Consider the following 17279-nt stretch of genomic DNA (forward strand, 5'->3'; position numbering starts at 1 on the left):
CATAGCTTTGTTCCCTTTCTTTTTATTTTATAGTTACGGTCTTGTTGTTTATGTCATAGGCAGTAATGGCGTTAGTGATTTGTATTCCTTTTAATATATCGTTCAGGTGTTGTGTTTTACTGAGTATGCCGCTAAACTTTACGGTTTCTAAATGAGCATCTTCAAAATGAACATCTACATCATACCATCTGGAAAGCACCTGCATGATTTCCTTTAAGGGCTTGTCTTTAAAGTTGAAATACCCATTCATCCATGCGGTGGCATATTCGGTGTTGATTTTAGTTATGTTGAGTCGTTTAGATTGACGATTTAATATGGCTTGGTCTCCTGGTTTTAATGCCCTTGTTTTGTGGTCTATTTCAAGAGTGATACGCCCTTCGGTTAGGGTAGTAACAATATTGGGCTCGTCTGAATAAGTTTTTACATTGAATTTGGTGCCTACCACTTCTATAGTTTGGTGTTTTGTGCGAACCTGAAACATGTCTTTGTTTGGGTCTGTACTTGGGCTTACTTCAAAAAAGGCTTCACCGTATAAAAGTTCAACTATTCGAGGTGCACCTTTTTTAAAGGCCGCTGGATATTTTAATTTGGTATCTGCATTCAACCACACTATGGTGCCGTCTGATAAGGCTATTTGATACTGTCCGCCTCTTGGGACGGTCAAATAATTAAATACTTCAAATGTATGGGTTGATTCATTGTGATATTCTAACCGCTTTCCATTGCTTTGGACTAACTCATTTTTAAAAGGGACTCCCTTTTCTAAAGCAATTTCTGAACCATCTGAAAGTGTTAATATAGCCTTATCGGTTCCGGCTAAGACTTGAGATTCTTCAGACTTCAAGTGTTCATTTGTTGGGCTTAGGGTTAATATCACATAGGCTACAGAAATCAATAAAATAAGCACAGCGGCCACTTTATAAAAAGATGCTATTAATGGTTTTGGTTTAGGTTCAAGTTGAGATGCTACTTTTTTCCAATCATTTTCAGTGTCAATAGATTGTAGTTGCTTGACATTATATTCAACAGCTTCCTCGTTCAACGCATCTAGCATATCACTTTTTGTAGCAGCATCGAATAAATTGGTTGCTTTGAGGTCTTTTGGCTCCTCTCCTTTTGATATGGCTTTCGCCGTTTTCCTCGCTAAGGTAAAAATGCGTTTATAAATACTCATAGAAATTGTTTTGTACTTCTATGACATGGAATAATAAAATGCGTCTACAAGACCTGATTAAAAAATCAGGAAAAATTGATTTAATTGGCTCAAAATACCCTTTAACTTTAAATAAGCGCGACTTTTTTGGGTACGAACCGTACTTGGTGTGATGGCGAGCTCTTCAGCAATTTCTTTGGTGGTATAATCTTTTAGAGTAAGCTCAATTACTTTAGCCGTTTGTTTGGGTAAGGTTTTAATAGCTTTATACAAATGGGCATAGGTTTCTACCATGGTTATATCTGCTAAAACAACGACTTCATGTTTCAAATTTTCAATATCTATAGATGTGGTTTTTCGCATCTGTTTAGCCTGCTTGCTATGTAAATAATTCAAACAACGGTTTTTTACCATGGTATATAAATAGGCTTTTACCGCATTTTGGTTTTTAAGTTCTGGCTGTTTTTCCCATACTGAAATAAACACCTCCTGCACGAGGTCTTTAGCACTATCCATATCGTTAAGATACCGCTTAGCAAATAGACACAGCGAGGGGTAAAGCGTATCAAAAAGTACTTTGAACCCTTTTAAGCTTGTAAAATGTAATGTACCACTTGGCATAGGCCGTTGGTATTAATTTAAGATAACTCTCATAGTATTGTGCGTAACAAACCCTTAGGAAAAGGGTATAAACCCAATAGGTTTAAACAACATTAAAAATGTGTAGAAAAAATTGGGCGCAGCACTCTACTTACCTAAACTGAGGTACTGGTATACCTTGCACTGATAAGAGAGCCCACGCCCGGGTCGTGAGCCAATCTACTTATCATCTCTAGTGCAAAAAATTACCAGTTTTCAGTTTAGAGACTCTAAGCGATAGCTTCTAATATTTTAATACGAAGAATCGCAAATATATGTATTCACTAACAAATATAGGACAAATATTTTGATTGGACACTATCGTGACCAACATTCAACTTCCTTATGTTTTCCTTTGCTTAATGCCTAGCAATAAGAATAATCAAAAGATATACCTTACAAGTAAATATGTATGTAAGTACATAAGTGAGGAGTGGCTTATTGATGGGAAGTCTACTAGAGAATATGGTAAGATATATGGTGTACATAAAAATACCATCGAAAAAATAATGGAGAAGGATGGATATAACTTACCCTTATACACATTATCCATTATTTGCTTCAATAAAGGCGTAAAACTATCTGATTTTTTTAAACTAGTAGAAAACAAATATGGAGGAAAACTAAATGATTCATTTATTTTGAAATAAAAAATGTATCTCATTGATTATTCTGAACCTCGCCTTTGACGATTGGTTTTTCGTGTTAGATATTTATTAAAAAAAACTTATTCAACGTAAGAACTTGTTTATTTTTGAAAGGATGTGAAACAATAATTTTTTATCCAACTAAATAGCTTCTAATTAATAACAAAAATTGCAGTATGGGTAAATTGAAACCGGAAGATATTGCATTGAATACAAGTATAGCCTTAAGAATAAAGGAATTAAGGATTAAGGCTAATCCAAATCAATCAAAATTTGCTGACAAGCATTTTATTGATAGACAAATCGTAAGTCGATGGGAAAACATCAATGATAAGCGCGGGGTTTCAATTCACACCATAAATCGCTTTTGTAAAATGGTAAATATTTCTTTAAAAGAGTTTTTTGATTCGGATCTTTTTCTTGGTTAATTGTTGCAATATCCTAATTTGCTATAGAAACAAAACCAAATTTCAAAAAAATTATATAATCAAGCCTACTTCAAAGAAAAAAGTTCATTCAAAAGAATAATAATTAAAGTAAGATTTTATTTATATTTGATAAATTCAAAAAAACTAAATCTTTTCCAATAATTCAATTTTTCTAGTTAGAAGAATTACCTTTGACCAAACCTACGACGCGAATGAACAGAAGCAAATATTTCGAATATGTAGATGAGAAAATCCACATACTTGCTCATAGAATTAATACCAGGGGGAAACTTAACATTCTAAACCTGCACCTTCATTCGGAAAACTTCTATCTTCATTTTTTTAATTTACTTTTTGACTTTCAATTGGTTAATTTAAATAGTAGTGCTCAGAATGTTGAAGCAATTGACTTAATTGACCATAAAAACAAAATAATCTTCCAAGTATCAGCTACCTGCACGAAACAAAAAATAGAATCAACACTCACAAAAGATATTTTTAAAAAATACAAAGGCTATAATTTTAAGTTTATTTCCATTTCAAAAGATGCTACGGATTTAAGAACCAAAACATATTCGAATCCTCATTCTGTTCCTTTTAAACCTTCAGGAGATATTTATGATATTACATCTTTACTGAATATAATTCTCGGAGAAAGCCCAAAACGGCAACGAGAAATTTATGAATTCATAAAAGATGAGTTAGGAGAAGATGTTGACATTGTTAAACTAGATAGTAATCTTGCCACGATAATAAACATTTTGTCACTTGAAAAGTGGGATGACTCTAATAGCGATGATAGCTATAATAGTTTCGAAATAGATAGGAAAATTCAATATAATGAACTTGATGATGCAAGAGAAGTAATTGAAGAGTTTTGTGTATACTATAAAAAAGTTGATGAAAAATATACAGAGTTTGATTTATTAGGCGCTAATAAGAGTAATTCTGTATTAAATTCGATTAGAAAGGAATATAGAAAACTTAAAAAAACGGATAACAAAGATGACGTTTTCTTTGAAACTATAGAAAGTATTAAAAGTAAAGTTCTTGAAAGTAAAAACATAGATGATATCCCTATTGACGAAATAGAATTATGCATAGACATTTTAATTGTGGACGCTTTCATAAGATGTAAAATTTTCGAAAATCCAAAAAATTATAATTATGTTACTACCTGATAATATTCATCCAGAAAATAGCATATATTATAATGCATCTCTTGCTTTAAAAATATTGCAAGAACACGGCAAACTAGATATGTTAGACTTATATCAAAAAATATCTAAAACAAAAAAAATATCATTTCCTGTTTTTATTTTGTGTTTAGACTGGCTTTATATAATCAACGTAGCAGAATTAAAAAAAGGAGAGGTTAAATTATGTTCTTAAAATCACTTCAAATAATAAATACTAAGAGTTCCTCTATAATTCGTGATATTGAATTTCGTGATGGAATAAATTTGATTGTTGATGAGAGTAAAGGGAGTATCACGGGAAATAATATTGGAAAAACCACAGTTTTAAAACTTATAGATTTTTGTTTTGGAGCTAATAAAAGTAATATATGGCAAGACCCAGAAAATCCCAAAGAAGTATATGCTCTTGTAAAAGAATTTTTAATCGATAATGACGTTCTTGTTATTCTAACGCTTTCCGATACTCTTAATCCTAAAACAGAAACAGAGTTTGTAATTGAGCGTAACTTCCACAGTTCTAGAAAAACAGTTATAAGACGGATAAATGGAACTCAATACACAGATGATGAATTCGAAGATGTCCTTAAAGAACTATTTTTTCCAAATCTTATAGCTGAAAAACCTAGTTTTAGACAAATTATATCTCATAATATTAGATATAAAGATTTGAGTATTAATAATACCCTAAAAACACTAGATAAGTTTACTTCAGATGCCGAATACGAAACTTTATATCTTTATTTATTAGGCTGTGAATTTAATGAGGGTAATAAAAAGCAAGAGATTCTTCAGAACATACGTCAAGAAAGTAATTTTAAAAACCGGTTAGAGAGATTTCAAACAAAATCTGCTTATGAAACGACTTTATCTCTTATAGAAAATGACATTGAAGAATTACAAAACAAGAAGTCTAAATTAAACTTAAATGAAAATTTTGATTCGGACTTAAACAAACTCAATGAAGTTAAATATCGGATTAATAAATTGAGTTCAGAGATAAGCAAAATTAACATTAGAAAGGAGTTAATAATTGAAGCCAAGATCGAGCTTGAAGCAAATAAGTCAGAAATTGACCTTTTATAATTAGAGCAAATCTATAGTCAAGCTACAGACATTTTAGGGGAATTACAAAAATCATTCGAAAATATGGTAAACTACCATAATCAGATGATTTCAGAAAAAGCAAAATTCATTAATAACGAGCTACCAAATTTGGAGCAAAAACTTGAGAAAAAGAATCAAGAATTAAAAACACTACTAAGAGAGGAGGCTATATTATCTCAAATTATAGCCAAAAGCGATTCATTCGAAGAATTGGAAGTCTTAATCAGTGAGCTGACTGAAAAATATAGACTTAAAGGAGAGTATGAGAATACGATTCAACAACTACAAGAAGTCGAGGACAATTTAAAATCCTACAATGACGAACTTGATGAAATTGATGATGCCTTATTCTCAGACGAGTTCGAAGAAAAAGTAAAGACTCAATTAAATAAATTCAATAAATATTTTTCATCTGTCTCTGAATATCTTTATGATGAAAAATATGCTTTGAAATATGAAAAAATCACCAACAGAAAAGGCCGGAAATTATATAAATTTTCAGCATTTAACACGAATTTTAGTTCAGGTAAAAAACAAGGCGAAATATCTTGTTTTGATATAGCTTATATTCTATTCGCTCGTGATGAAGAAATGCCAAGTATGGACTTTCTATTAAATGATAAGAAAGAATTAATGCACGATAATCAATTAGTGAAGATTGCCAACTTTGTGAATGACAAGAATATTCAATTCGTTGCATCAATACTAAAAGATAAATTACCTAGTGAATTGAATAATAAAGACTACTTCATTCTAGAACTATCTGAAAATGATAAACTTTTTAGAATATAAAAAAATAAAGCTAAAATTAATTTAAAAACATTTCTTTTTTATCTTATTGTAATCCAAAATGTTATCAGATATCGGAAAGCGTCTTTAAAATCGGCGTCATCCAAATTAATTAACTACTTTAAAACAAATCAATATAACATTTTATCTTATAAAACTATGTGTAAATATTTAGGACTAGATTTAGGTATAAACTCTATTGGATGGGTACTAGTAGATAATCAAGAATTAAAAAGTTATGGCGTACGAAGAATCAAAAGTAGCCAGCGTCTTGAGAAAAGAAATTTTCGTAGAAAATATCAACGGGGTTTAGCAAAAATAAAAAAAGCCTTTTCTTCTAAATTAAGAACACTATTTACCAAAAATTATCGATTAACCTTATTGTCAATCTTAACTTTTGTATTATTTCTATTCAGTTTTATTTTTTTTGAATATTGGCAGCTATTTTTAAATCTTGGAATTGGAGGACTCATTTCAATTCTTTCTGTTGAAAAAAAAGTATAGGTATTGCTTTCAGTTCTTTAATTGATCAAATCATCTATGTCACAAACATACGAAGTCAAAAATATTGCGGAAGCATTAAAACTTGCCAAACAGTTTCAAAGAATAGAAAAATATAATTTATTTCGCGGACAGGCACAAAACTGGGAAGTTATACCTACAGCTGGGAGGCTTTCAAAAAAACAATTTGAAAAGTCTATAGAACAAATTGAAAGAATATTTACTTTTTTCAACATAGATAAAACATTAAAAAAATATTGTACAAATGTAGACTATTACTTCGCGATTGCTCAACATTACGGCATCCCAACTAATTATATTGACTTTACACAAAGTATTGATGTTGCTTTCTATTTTGCCACTAATTCACAATCAAACAAAATTGGCGAATATTGTTCAATAATTTGTTTAAACGAATATGACTTTGAAGATTTTATTCAGATTATTAAAGTGTTATATGACAGAGAGAATGTTGTACCTTCTTACATCTCAAGAGTAGAAGTTGATAACTTATGGCGGTTACAAGCTCAAAAAGGCTGTTTTTTGTTCACGCCTTACCATCAAATTGAACAATACTATCCATTTGACAGAATTATATTTCCATATACAGAGTCTTATAATAAAATTAAAAAAGCTGACATATATCCAGAAAGAAAAAGTGAACTAGAAATCATTCTAGATGGTTTTTTTGATACAGAAAAACGGATTGAAGGTCTAAACAGGATAAATAATCTTGCAAAACAATTAAAATCCCCGATTATATCTATACCTAACAATAATCAGTATGAAATCTTGGAGAAAAAAGAAGTTCATAAAAGCTGGTATTCATATACTTATCAAAAATGGAAACACTCATTCAAGGAGGAATGGAAATCTTCTAAAAACGAAAAACAGATTCAAATTCATATTCTACAAAAATTTGTTAATGACGAATTCATTGAAACTATTAAAGCCAATCTTACTAGAGAATTTAAAAATAAAAGAATAGATAAAAAAACACCCCTAATTTTTGATTTTTCTGTCAAACCGATTTTATCTAAAAAAAATTCAAGAATTATTAGTGTAAACTGCAGAAATATTTGGGATGGAACAAGAAATTTACCATACAGTATTGAAGATATTTTATCTATTTTAACCACATACTTGTCTTTGGAACTTCAAGACATTTTCACTCAAGATAGCGAAGAGTTAATACTATTAGAAATGGCTAATAAATATGGAAGTCGTGTAAGATTTAAAACTAAAAAAAACAATATTATAAGCTATTTTAGGAATGATTTAAACGATATTATTTTGAAAAAACTTCCTCGTCCTATTCCTGCTGAATTACTACTACATTTAAACAAACCACGCTATGTGTTCGATTTTAAAAAACTTATTGAATTTTTCAAAACAGAAGCCATTGCTAATCAAGTCTTTTATAATAGAGAAAACAAATTTCCTGTAATTTTTTATACACCAGTTCAAATTGACATTTTAGGGTATGCCTAAAAATGATTTTATATTATAAACCTTTTCAATTCAGCAAGATCAAATTCCTGTTATATTTTACATAACAACAAACATTATACATAAACAAATTTGTTTACATTTGTAATATGAATATCTTAATAGAAAAATACAAAGGCATACACCCTGGGTTTGTTATTGAGCGCATATTAAAAAAACGTTCGATACGCCAACGCCCCTTTGCGCTTTCTATTAATGAGCATCCACAAACCTTAAATGCCATTACAAAAGGGCGTAGAAGTTTAAATACAGCTTTGGCCTTAAAAATAGAAGAAGTCTTAGAATTAGAGGAAGGCTCTTTAGCCCTTTTACAAACCTATTTTGATATTTCAAGAGCTAAAAACAAACAGCAAGCTGCAACACCTAATCTTTCAAAACTTAGAGCTTCTTTATTTTGGGACACTGATTACTCAAAAATTGATTGGAAAAAACAATACAGAGCAGTAATCAATAGAGTTTTTGATCGTGGCAATGAAAATGAAAAACAAGAAATTAGCAGATTTTATGGTAAGAATACCATTAATGCTGTATTAAACTCAAAACTTAGAAAGCCTTACACCGTTTCTAGTTTATAATGTACTTCCTTGATGCTATACTATAATACAGTAAATAAATTGCTCCATGACAGTCTTTTAAAACTAATGGCTTCAGAGGTATTCAACGATTTTAGATTGGTAGGTGGTACTGCGCTTAGCTTACAAATTGGGCATAGAGCATCTATAGATATTGACCTTTTTAGTGATGCCCGTTATGGTTCTATTGATTTTAAACAAATTGATACCTATCTAGGATCTAATTTTAAATATGTTGATTACCCGAAGAACATTGAGCCGGGTTTGGGAAAAGCATATTTTATTGGAACTGACCAGACAAACTCTTTAAAACTAGACGTTTTTTATACAGACAGCTATATACAACCACCTATAATTGAAGATGGTATTCGGTTGGCTACTATTGAAGAAGTCATAGCCATGAAATTGGATATTATACAAAGAGGAGGACGAAAAAAAGACTTTTGGGATTTACATGAACTTCTAAACACCTACAACATTGAACAGATGTTAAAATTACACGAACAGCGTTATCCCTATAACCATGACCGAGAATTAATTCTTAAAAATTTTGTAGATTTCGATTTAGCAGATAATGACTTTGACCCCATTTGCTATTTTGGCAAACATTGGGCTTTTATTAAAGAGGATATTACTGACAAGCTAGAACGCTTTAAATCAAGGTAACTTTTATTCCTATATTCCATTGTTTTCCTTCTACAATATTCCATCAAATTAAACGTCTCAGAATATTTGCTCTAAACAAATTTTAAACTCAAAACACTATCATTTTCCCGCTTCAAACATCCTTCTTATATCTGAATGAATTTTTTGAAAATTGATATCCAGATCATCAACAGAGTAGCTTTTTAAAACAGGTGGTTTTTCTTTTTTCATTTTCAATAATCTGAACTGCACTTTGCGGTCTTTACCATCGGCGAAGACGACAAACTGCCCTGTTTTTAGCCTAAAGAACTCATTGGCTCGGCGCTTGCTAACCTCTTTCTCGCCTTTGGTTATTCTGCTATTAAAATTCCAACTGCTATCCTTACTCACACTTCTAGTAGGTTTAGTCACAATTTCAAAGAAGCTTTCATAGTATTTGGCGGTATCGGGGTCATTGGCTTTTCCAAAAAACTGATACGACAAATTGCTAATTATCGCTCTACTGGCTTTATCGCCGTAGAGCATATCGTTCTGAATTTTATCCTGCATCACATATACAGTGGTAATATCATAACTCCTTAAGGTAGCTGGTATTCTGTGCATATGCAACAGTTTGATGGTTGGTGCTTCTTCCATAAGAATAAAAGCCGATGCTTTGCCACGTTCACTCATTTGCTTCACCACCGTATGTATGACCATAGCTATTACTGGTGCAAAGGTTGTTTCGTATTTGGGATGGTTAGATATGGCGATAATTCCCTTATTCTCGGTATCATTGACATTTAGTGGCACTTCATCGGCTGACAATGCCATAAATAATTGGCGAGTGCTTAACTTTTTTAGTGCATTGGATAAAGTACTGCGCACCCCTGCAGTTTGTTTCTCGGAATCTACACCGTGTAAAAAAGCACTGGCCATAGCTCTTGAGGTTATGTTGGTGTTTAAAAACTGTACGAGCCCATCTTTCTCTAAATACTGAAATAGAGCTATCACATGGGGTAAGGTACAATACTGCGGATAATAGCTACGTAGGTTCCAAATAACTCCTGATAACAGCCCTTCAACGGCATCTGAGAAAAATTTATGGCTCCCCGAAGATTCAGAACTGTGCTGTTCAAGTAAATTTTCCATAAGTACTTTGGTAACCTCAAGAACGCTTTCTTCATTGGACAGGTATTTTGGTGCTATAGGATTAACTCTGTAATATAAAGTATCAAAGGCTATGGTGTATAGGGTGATGCCATTGGCGTGACATAAAGGATATACCAATTCCGTCAATTCCAAATCTTTGTAATCGTGTACAATGCCACAAAATTTGTGTTTTGTAAAATGCTTTAAGAACTGATAGATGACACTTTCGGTTTTACCGCTTCCTGCTGAGCCAATGATACAGGAACCTCGTCTAATATTCGCAATCTTCAATCGCCCTGATAGGAGCTGAAATTTCATTTTGTATTTCTTGTGAACTTTAGCGGTATTTCCGTCCCAAAACAGCAAGTATAGTAGCATAATTATACATGCTATGGGTAATGCATAGATTATCATATTTTGTAAGATGGGGTCTTTCATATTTCAATAGAACCAGAACGCATGGCCCTGGTTAATCCTTTTTTAAGTTGTTTCACAATTTTAGCCGCAAGCTGCGCTTGATTTACTGGTATGGACGGTAATTTGGTTTGTATGCCTGCTTCTCTGAGTATATGAAACCCCAGTGCCCGCTGTTTTGGTGTCATTTGCCACAGTTGTTTCAAATAAACATCTGGTTGTTTCAACAATGTTTTTCTCGCTTTATATTGCTCGACATAATGGCGTTTATAATTAAACTGTTTGTCAAATTGTTTTTCTGCCTTTTGATAAAACCTATCCCTATCGAAGCCTCGTTTTACAAGCTTGCCATTTAACTCAACGGTTGAGGCTTTGTATTTGCTGCCTGGAGACAGGCTATAGCGATTGGATTGATCTTTGCGGCTCATAATAATATGCACATGGGTTTGCGCCCCTGCTTTGGGCATACCAGCTTCAATCATTTTACCATTTAGCTTATGAGGGGCTGTAGCTCTAGCCTGCTCAATGGCTTGTTGCTTTGCTTTTACACTACCTGCCATTTCATTGCGTTCAATCTTAACAATATGGTGTTTGAGCTTCGCAATTTTAGCGATGTACTTTTGGTTTTCCCGAACCGCTTTATCCGTTCCTTTATAACTACGGCTATATTCGATTTTTGCAAAGTATTTTAAATCCTTTACCGTTATGGCGCGTCCTTCAATTTCCCGATGGAATGAGGCGGCATAGGCTTTCATTAACTCTCGGGTGTAGGCTTTTAAATCTTTGGTATGATTTTTTAAAGCCGATAGCTCACGTTGGCTCGGATTAATGGTAATGGAATAGAACTTAGGTTCATGCTTGTGCAGCTTTTTGGTATTGGCATCAATATCGGTAATGACCTGAAGACTAGTAATTCCGTCATTATCCTGATTAAAAAAATAGGCTTCGTCGGCTTCTAGGCCATAGTTATCGTTCTCCTTTTCCAGATACTTAACAAAGTCTGAAACGCTTTGCAGATAGCTACTTCCTGTTTTTTGTGGGCTTATGGTTAGATACATGGCTTTGGGTTTTTAATTGTTTGTAATCGGTTTTGGATATTTCCAGTCTGACATAGCCCGATCCAAAAGATGGACTGATATACTTCGACTGTTTGAGGCTCTTGTTTATTAGACTTTGTAAATCCTGTAATTGCTGCTGAGTTTTGAAATATTGGTTCTTATAGTGTGTATACCCATCAATAGGTATGTCTTGGAGTTTGGCTAATATGGCTTCATGTTTTTCAAAGGATAGTTCAGGCTGATCTAATACTTTTAACCCCGCAATGGTTTTGGATGTCTCAGGCGGTTTCCTCAGTTGCCCTCCTGCTTCCTGAAATAACAGTTGTAACATTTCATGGGTTGGTGCGGTCTGTTGTCTTTCAATGTCTCGAATGATAGCCACCAGAGCATTGATGCGCTTTTTTATGGCTTGCTCTACTTGTCCCAGATGGGATTCCAAAGTATCGGTTGGTAGCATATCATTACCCTTAAAAAAGTCCATCATATTATTTAAGTTCATGGACTGCGTTACTTTCAGCTCCCTGCAGAAACTACGATACCGCATGGCGACCGAGGCTTTAATGCTCAGATTTTTAAAGGGTTCATCTTTGGACCATTTTGCCATTTTCCGTGAAATTTTTACCGTATTTACTGGGCTCAGGGTGCGTTTCCGTGAAATCGAAAAACTCCTTACAAATCACAAACCCGAACAAACCCTTTATTTACAAGGGTTTTGAGAGTTTTTTAAATCTGTAACGTCGCTTAGCGCGTTACCCTCTTGCTATTCGATTTCGTCCCGCCCGCGGGACAAAATTTTCATGCAAGCGTTTACCATCTGCATGTCTTTATTAAAAGTAGTGGATTCTTATAAATCCTTCAAATGACGTTTGGTTGCAATTGGTTTGAAATGCCTATAAATTGTATGCGCTTTAAAAAAATAGCCGTTTAAAACGTTAGATTTCCTGAAATGCCTTCTGTATTTGAAAAGAAAAAGACCCCGATTATTGAGGTCTTTGATGTTTGGTTTTAAAGTTTAGATTTTGAAAACATACTTGTAATTATACAAATTCCGTATGGCTTCTTCCTCAAGCATTGTGTCTAAGTTAGTATTGTGCTTGGTGGCATAATCCATCAGATCCTTGCCATATTTCCTTTTGACATCTTCTTTAGAACTCGCTATCAACCGTTCTTGTGCCTCTTCGTTTAAATCGGTAAAATTTAGGTGTATCATAGCTTTCAGGTTTTAATATTCGCTTGGTAGCATCAAGGTATCGTTCACAAAAAACAGTCGTAACGCATCTAAAGGAAAATCGGTTACCCGATATCCGTGTCTTTCCAAAATAGTGTCGTTCCCATCACTGTAAACAATCTCCGCCTCGTATCCTGAAGCTGTCCGTTTATCCTCGGGCAACCTTTTAAAATCTATCGTAATCCAACCGCTTTTGTATTTCAGGCTCTTGGCTATTACCGAAGCATCTGTAATCAACCAATAACAGTCGGCAACATCGGCAAGGTATTTCAGCCCATCCGTAAAACGGGTCTTTAATATAGGGATGTGGTAGTACATTTCAGTTCCTGTGAAATGCTGTAATTGCTTTTCTATTTTATTGACTTGTGTGTCCATTGTGGTGTGTTTTAAAAAGTTATGGTTAAAAGGAGGATGCTCCATATCCTTTGGAACACCCTCTTTCTTAATTGCTGTAAGGGTTGGATTAACTGTTATTTCCTAATAACAATATTTCAGATACGATGACCTCGGTCACATAACGTTTATTACCGTCTTTATCATCATAGGCTCTTGTACTCAATTTACCCTCTATGGCTATTTCTTTGCCCTTAGTAACATACCTTTCAATTATGTCAGCCGTCTTGCCCCATGAAATAATGGTATGCCAATTGGTATCGGTCTGTTTTTCGCCCTGCCCGTTTTTGTAATGTCCATTGGTTGCCAATGACAGTCGGGCTACTTTTTTGCCGTTTTCCAAATTCGTAATGCTAGGCTCTTGTCCTACGTTTCCAATTAACTGTACTTTGTTTTTTAGTGTACTCATAATAAAAGATTTTTAAATGCCTACCTTTTGGCAAGCGGGTTAATGATTTCCCTTTTTGATTTATGGTTCCCGTTTTCAAGAGAATGCAACTAAATTTTAAGGGGTGTTTTGTATGATTTCTTGCGTGCATAGCACTAATGGAGAAAGTGGGTTTTGTCAAGACTTTTAGAAAATAAATCAGGAGTGTCTGCAACGTCGTTTTTACCGAAGGGCTAAAAACAAGGAAGTAGAAACCTTATTTTTATCTAAAACCTGTCTTGGTCTTGACAAGTTCTATAGGGCATTAGCAGGTTCTTTTAATCCCATTTACAAAGAAGCGTACGGGAAGTTAAGCGCGTGGAGTCAGTGGGATTAATTTAGAAATGCTTATGTACTGCCTGTTTTTCGATGATCCGAAAAACAACTAAAGGCTTTATCTATTACAAACCCCTTAAAATTTGCAAGTCAGCGATTCGGTTTTTAGGAATTTTCGAGAAAGCCCCAAGAAGGGCTTACCGTAAATTCTGTTAAGTAAATCGAAATGATGACTTTCCGATTATAAGTGGACTCCATTTCCAATTTTGGATAGAAATGAAGTGCTCCTTTCTTGCTTTGCGGAAAGGGCCAACGCAATGGAAAGACAACATTGGGGATGGTGTCCAAGACTTTTCAAGAGAAGCTCTTTTTCCGAAATGAAGAGCATCGGAATGAAGGGAAATGTGCTGAACGATTAATTAACATTGATTTCTACTTGAAACAAACATTCTAAAAACACCTTATTCCTCAAAGAGTTTTTCTTGAATTTTAACTGGTTTGTGTTTATCTATTCTTTTGACTTCCTTCAGTTTGGCCTTTAGCGCTTTTCTTCTTTTGTCATAAATCCAAATTCTTAGGTATTTTAACAAACCTTGTTCGTGATCTGAAAGTTTTTCGGGAATTATATCCAACATAGCCTCTTTCATTTCTTTCCTTTGATTTTGGTTATTGAATATTGTAGCATATTGGAACCCACACCAAGTGTAGATATTTACCCATTCAGAAGGCAAAGGTGCTTCAAAGGTTCGGGGCATCATATAAGCTACCACCTCTGTTATAGACGCCATCTTTTCCCTTTTAAGTTGGCATATCATACGACTTATGGTTATCTTACTTAATAGATCCTTTGGAATAGCATCCTGCCATGCAGATTTATAAACTATTATTGGGCTAGTAAGACTATCCATGAGTTCAAAGACCAAATCTTCCTGAGCCTTTTTACTATTGGTTGTTTTTATATTATTATTTAGGTTAAGCTCCACTTTAAAACCAAAATCGAACTGTATTGTTTTTATATTTTTCATGATGTAAGTGTTAAGATGAAACAATAATGAAATGAATGTGAGAGAAAAGAAAAGGGAGCTGAAATGTATTATCAACTCCCCTTTCACAACAAGAGCTAAGCGCTCAGTATCTTTACCTTTTTCTCAAGGGTGGAAATACGTTCCTTTAACCGTTGCTCTCTTTTTTCACGTTCTTCTAAATATCGTGCTTCGATTTTTTCCATGGCATTCTTATGGTACGAACGCATAGCATTATAAAACGATATATTAGTAAGGTTGTTGGTATGGTTGCTCTCTCCAAAATGAACCTGCTGGGTAAGAATCAGCCTTATCAGTTTGTGGAACATTTCCTTTTTAAAGTTTTTCTTGAACTGTTCGGCCAACTTTACCTTGCTCATATTTGATTTCTTACCAAACATTCCAGAAAAGTATTTTTGCTGGCTCGTATATCCAACATTGTTTTCATAAAGCGAAATTGTAAAGGCAATCATTTCATCCTCTGAAAGTGTCTTTTTGGTGTTGATATAATCTGTTTCTCTAATCATATCCACAACTTCCTCAAACTGCTTATTGTTTTCAATTTGCTGCTTTCGGATTTCACGCTCCTTAATTTTTTGTATTTGTTCTTTAGGAGTGCAATCTGCCATTTTACGTTCTGAAACTGGTATGACATGACTATCCGATGGTTTTGAAGCTGTTTCTAGTATACTTACATAGCAATCTTTATAGCAATATGTTTCCGGGTTAAACAGTATTCCTTTTACAAAGCCATTTTCACTTGTTAAACTGTATGCTTTGCATTCTTCCTCATAGTCTTTTTGTGCCGATTCTAGTTTGTCTTGTAAATTTTCATCTGTATAATTGTAGTAACGATACTGTTCTTTTAGACTTTCTAGTGTTGGTGCTTCTGGTTTCTCAATAAGTTCTAAATCATCTAATAAATAAACTTTCAAACCATGTTTTTCAAGTGTACTTAGTATGAGCTGATTGTTTTCTTCGTTTGCCCAATATTTTCGTACCTCAGGAATTAACAGGATGTTTTCCTTTTTCGCTTTTTCTATGAGACTCTTGAATACCTGTTGTTTCTTGGTTGTGTAGCAAACAGATTTTGTGCAAATCATTTTACCCGCCCCAAACAAATGCCCTTGATTGACAGCGTTAAATGGACAGATCACACAGGCTCCTGCCTTCGTCACAATGGTGTCATCTTCAATACTGAAGGGTGCACGCTCCAAATCAAAAGATTGTTCTTGAATTAAACGATCAATCAAATGCGCACTAAACTCCACTCCCATAGTTTCTAACATCATAGCTTGTTCTTGGGGTTCAAAAAGTCCGACTCTAACGCCTTGCTTTAATGACATTTTTCCTGAGCGTATAAATTGCTTGAATCCCTCAATTAATCCTGCTAATTTTAATCGCTGACGGATAAAATGATCACTTCTACCCAAGCGTTGTGCAATCTCAGCTGCCTCATATTTTTCATTGAGATAAGCAATGGCTTCAGCTTCTTCTGTGGGTTCTACATCTTGGCGTTGTAGGTTTTCTATAATTTGAACCTCCATAACCTCTTGTTTTGAATACGCCTTAACCATACAGGGTATATTTTTCAAGCCTGCTAGTTTACACGCTCGATAACGTCGCTCTCCCATGACAATGACATAATCATCATCTACCTGTCGGACAGTTATAGGCTGAAGTAGGCCATGAACTTTAATACTTTTCGCTAATTCAGCCAATAGTTGATCATCAAAGGTTTTTCTCGGCTGTAAAGGGTCTGGTTGAATCTTCTGAATTTCCAGAGATACAATCTCCATTTTTGAGGCATCCTTTTTCTCGGTTTTTGCAGCACTGCTTGGTGCATTCTTTTTGGTACGTTTTGCTCTTGTTGTCATAATACATAATTTTTAGATTAAACAATATTTGAGCATACACCAAACGGAAGATAAAATACCAACACAAAAGGAAACGGAATAAATAAGCAAAGGCTAAGGCTGGGGCTTTATGCCGTAGTCTTTATCAGGTGGTATTTTACGAGTTTAACTTTGGTTAATATTGTATGATAATTAACTATCTATATAAAATCGATTTTAATGTGAACGCGACAGGATTTGAACCTAATTCTTATCTCTTGTAATTATTGAAAATTTTTATAAAATTCT

The 17279-nt window shown here is 33.8% G+C and carries 20 protein-coding genes; 10 read left to right on the forward strand and 10 right to left on the reverse strand.

Annotation, left to right across the window (positions count from 1 at the left end; translation table 11 throughout):
• Positions 1–22: 22 nt before the first annotated feature.
• Together FGF67_RS03570 and FGF67_RS03575 are read right to left on the reverse strand one after the other, a co-directional pair.
• Positions 23–1174: a FecR family protein gene (locus FGF67_RS03570; RefSeq protein ID WP_139695098.1), complete on the reverse strand. Its 1152-nt coding sequence runs from the start codon at positions 1172–1174 to the stop codon at positions 23–25.
• A gap of 57 nt (positions 1175–1231) precedes the next feature.
• Positions 1232–1774 carry an RNA polymerase sigma-70 factor gene (locus FGF67_RS03575; protein ID WP_139695099.1) on the reverse strand — a complete coding sequence of 181 codons (543 nt, stop codon included), beginning with the start codon at positions 1772–1774 and terminating at the stop codon, positions 1232–1234.
• 380 nt (positions 1775–2154) lie between these two features.
• Between FGF67_RS03575 and FGF67_RS03580 the strand changes: the two genes are divergently transcribed.
• The 10 genes from FGF67_RS03580 (at position 2155) to FGF67_RS03620 (ending at position 9207) form a co-directional block, all read left to right on the forward strand.
• Positions 2155–2442 (forward strand): hypothetical protein, encoded by a 288-nt coding sequence (locus FGF67_RS03580; RefSeq protein WP_158293172.1) that lies wholly within the window; start codon positions 2155–2157, stop codon positions 2440–2442.
• A gap of 173 nt (positions 2443–2615) precedes the next feature.
• Positions 2616–2867: a helix-turn-helix domain-containing protein gene (locus tag FGF67_RS03585; RefSeq protein WP_139695101.1), complete on the forward strand. Its 252-nt coding sequence runs from the start codon at positions 2616–2618 to the stop codon at positions 2865–2867.
• A gap of 212 nt (positions 2868–3079) precedes the next feature.
• Positions 3080–4048 carry an ABC-three component system protein gene (locus FGF67_RS03590; protein ID WP_139695102.1) on the forward strand — a complete coding sequence of 323 codons (969 nt, stop codon included), beginning with the start codon at positions 3080–3082 and terminating at the stop codon, positions 4046–4048.
• Entirely contained in the window at positions 4035–4259 is a 225-nt protein-coding gene (locus tag FGF67_RS03595) for an ABC-three component system middle component 6 (RefSeq protein ID WP_139695103.1), read from the forward strand. Before FGF67_RS03590 ends, FGF67_RS03595 begins: the two co-directional genes overlap by 14 nt.
• Positions 4250–5149 carry a hypothetical protein gene (locus FGF67_RS17440; protein ID WP_199240648.1) on the forward strand — a complete coding sequence of 300 codons (900 nt, stop codon included), beginning with the start codon at positions 4250–4252 and terminating at the stop codon, positions 5147–5149. Before FGF67_RS03595 ends, FGF67_RS17440 begins: the two co-directional genes overlap by 10 nt.
• Before the next feature lie 84 nt (positions 5150–5233).
• A complete protein-coding gene (locus FGF67_RS17445) occupies positions 5234–5962 on the forward strand; it encodes a DUF2326 domain-containing protein (RefSeq protein WP_199240649.1) in 729 nt (242 codons plus the stop codon).
• 156 nt (positions 5963–6118) lie between these two features.
• A complete protein-coding gene (locus tag FGF67_RS03605) occupies positions 6119–6463 on the forward strand; it encodes a hypothetical protein (protein WP_139695104.1) in 345 nt (114 codons plus the stop codon).
• 36 nt (positions 6464–6499) lie between these two features.
• On the forward strand, positions 6500–7951 hold the full coding sequence (locus FGF67_RS03610) for an FRG domain-containing protein (protein WP_139695105.1): 1452 nt from the start codon (positions 6500–6502) through the stop codon (positions 7949–7951).
• A gap of 107 nt (positions 7952–8058) precedes the next feature.
• Positions 8059–8544, forward strand: a complete 486-nt coding sequence (locus tag FGF67_RS03615) for a helix-turn-helix transcriptional regulator (protein ID WP_139695106.1) — start codon at positions 8059–8061, stop codon at positions 8542–8544.
• Between the two features lie 66 nt (positions 8545–8610).
• The gene (locus FGF67_RS03620; RefSeq protein WP_233243995.1) at positions 8611–9207 is read left to right on the forward strand and encodes a nucleotidyl transferase AbiEii/AbiGii toxin family protein; all 597 of its coding nucleotides are present in this window, start codon (positions 8611–8613) and stop codon (positions 9205–9207) included.
• Between the two features lie 99 nt (positions 9208–9306).
• Here FGF67_RS03620 and FGF67_RS03625 read toward each other — a convergent pair whose 3' ends face one another.
• From FGF67_RS03625 to FGF67_RS03660, 8 genes are all read right to left on the reverse strand, one after another.
• Positions 9307–10755, reverse strand: coding sequence for a type IV secretory system conjugative DNA transfer family protein (locus FGF67_RS03625; protein ID WP_139695108.1), 1449 nt, complete (start codon positions 10753–10755; stop codon positions 9307–9309).
• Positions 10752–11789: a MobB family relaxase gene (gene mobB / locus FGF67_RS03630; RefSeq protein WP_139695109.1), complete on the reverse strand. Its 1038-nt coding sequence runs from the start codon at positions 11787–11789 to the stop codon at positions 10752–10754. The genes FGF67_RS03625 and mobB overlap by 4 nt, the downstream gene beginning before the upstream one ends.
• Positions 11752–12393 carry a BfmA/BtgA family mobilization protein gene (locus FGF67_RS03635; RefSeq protein ID WP_317128477.1) on the reverse strand — a complete coding sequence of 214 codons (642 nt, stop codon included), beginning with the start codon at positions 12391–12393 and terminating at the stop codon, positions 11752–11754. The genes mobB and FGF67_RS03635 overlap by 38 nt, the downstream gene beginning before the upstream one ends.
• Before the next feature lie 408 nt (positions 12394–12801).
• The gene (locus FGF67_RS03640) at positions 12802–12999 is read right to left on the reverse strand and encodes a hypothetical protein (protein ID WP_139695111.1); all 198 of its coding nucleotides are present in this window, start codon (positions 12997–12999) and stop codon (positions 12802–12804) included.
• 12 nt (positions 13000–13011) lie between these two features.
• Positions 13012–13437 carry a DUF6876 family protein gene (locus tag FGF67_RS03645; RefSeq protein ID WP_233243996.1) on the reverse strand — a complete coding sequence of 142 codons (426 nt, stop codon included), beginning with the start codon at positions 13435–13437 and terminating at the stop codon, positions 13012–13014.
• 43 nt (positions 13438–13480) lie between these two features.
• Positions 13481–13819 carry a single-stranded DNA-binding protein gene (locus tag FGF67_RS03650; protein ID WP_139695112.1) on the reverse strand — a complete coding sequence of 113 codons (339 nt, stop codon included), beginning with the start codon at positions 13817–13819 and terminating at the stop codon, positions 13481–13483.
• A 755-nt stretch (positions 13820–14574) separates the two neighbouring features.
• Positions 14575–15138 carry a hypothetical protein gene (locus tag FGF67_RS03655; RefSeq protein WP_139695113.1) on the reverse strand — a complete coding sequence of 188 codons (564 nt, stop codon included), beginning with the start codon at positions 15136–15138 and terminating at the stop codon, positions 14575–14577.
• 95 nt (positions 15139–15233) lie between these two features.
• Positions 15234–17012 carry a ParB/RepB/Spo0J family partition protein gene (locus tag FGF67_RS03660; RefSeq protein ID WP_139695114.1) on the reverse strand — a complete coding sequence of 593 codons (1779 nt, stop codon included), beginning with the start codon at positions 17010–17012 and terminating at the stop codon, positions 15234–15236.
• Between the last annotated feature and the right edge of the window lie 267 nt (positions 17013–17279).

This window comes from Allotamlana fucoidanivorans, assembly GCF_006265225.1.
GTDB classification, from domain to species: Bacteria; Bacteroidota; Bacteroidia; order Flavobacteriales; family Flavobacteriaceae; genus Allotamlana; species Allotamlana fucoidanivorans.

Excerpts from the sequence above, each read along its gene's own strand:
- FGF67_RS03620 (WP_233243995.1), top strand. The coding sequence starts at position 8,611 with ATGGCTTCAGAGGTATTCAACGATTTTAGATTGGTAGGTGGTACTGCG.
- FGF67_RS03660 (WP_139695114.1), bottom strand. The coding sequence starts at position 17,012 with ATGACAACAAGAGCAAAACGTACCAAAAAGAATGCACCAAGCAGTGCT.
- FGF67_RS03585 (WP_139695101.1), top strand. The coding sequence starts at position 2,616 with ATGGGTAAATTGAAACCGGAAGATATTGCATTGAATACAAGTATAGCC.
- mobB (WP_139695109.1), bottom strand. The coding sequence starts at position 11,789 with ATGTATCTAACCATAAGCCCACAAAAAACAGGAAGTAGCTATCTGCAA.
- FGF67_RS03570 (WP_139695098.1), bottom strand. The coding sequence starts at position 1,174 with ATGAGTATTTATAAACGCATTTTTACCTTAGCGAGGAAAACGGCGAAA.
- FGF67_RS03575 (WP_139695099.1), bottom strand. The coding sequence starts at position 1,774 with ATGCCAAGTGGTACATTACATTTTACAAGCTTAAAAGGGTTCAAAGTA.
- FGF67_RS03635 (WP_317128477.1), bottom strand. The coding sequence starts at position 12,393 with ATGGCAAAATGGTCCAAAGATGAACCCTTTAAAAATCTGAGCATTAAA.
- FGF67_RS17445 (WP_199240649.1), top strand. The coding sequence starts at position 5,234 with ATGATTTCAGAAAAAGCAAAATTCATTAATAACGAGCTACCAAATTTG.
- FGF67_RS17440 (WP_199240648.1), top strand. The coding sequence starts at position 4,250 with ATGTTCTTAAAATCACTTCAAATAATAAATACTAAGAGTTCCTCTATA.
- FGF67_RS03650 (WP_139695112.1), bottom strand. The coding sequence starts at position 13,819 with ATGAGTACACTAAAAAACAAAGTACAGTTAATTGGAAACGTAGGACAA.
- FGF67_RS03595 (WP_139695103.1), top strand. The coding sequence starts at position 4,035 with ATGTTACTACCTGATAATATTCATCCAGAAAATAGCATATATTATAAT.
- FGF67_RS03610 (WP_139695105.1), top strand. The coding sequence starts at position 6,500 with ATGTCACAAACATACGAAGTCAAAAATATTGCGGAAGCATTAAAACTT.
- FGF67_RS03615 (WP_139695106.1), top strand. The coding sequence starts at position 8,059 with ATGAATATCTTAATAGAAAAATACAAAGGCATACACCCTGGGTTTGTT.
- FGF67_RS03655 (WP_139695113.1), bottom strand. The coding sequence starts at position 15,138 with ATGAAAAATATAAAAACAATACAGTTCGATTTTGGTTTTAAAGTGGAG.
- FGF67_RS03590 (WP_139695102.1), top strand. The coding sequence starts at position 3,080 with ATGAACAGAAGCAAATATTTCGAATATGTAGATGAGAAAATCCACATA.
- FGF67_RS03605 (WP_139695104.1), top strand. The coding sequence starts at position 6,119 with ATGTGTAAATATTTAGGACTAGATTTAGGTATAAACTCTATTGGATGG.
- FGF67_RS03645 (WP_233243996.1), bottom strand. The coding sequence starts at position 13,437 with ATGGAGCATCCTCCTTTTAACCATAACTTTTTAAAACACACCACAATG.
- FGF67_RS03580 (WP_158293172.1), top strand. The coding sequence starts at position 2,155 with ATGCCTAGCAATAAGAATAATCAAAAGATATACCTTACAAGTAAATAT.
- FGF67_RS03625 (WP_139695108.1), bottom strand. The coding sequence starts at position 10,755 with ATGAAAGACCCCATCTTACAAAATATGATAATCTATGCATTACCCATA.
- FGF67_RS03640 (WP_139695111.1), bottom strand. The coding sequence starts at position 12,999 with ATGATACACCTAAATTTTACCGATTTAAACGAAGAGGCACAAGAACGG.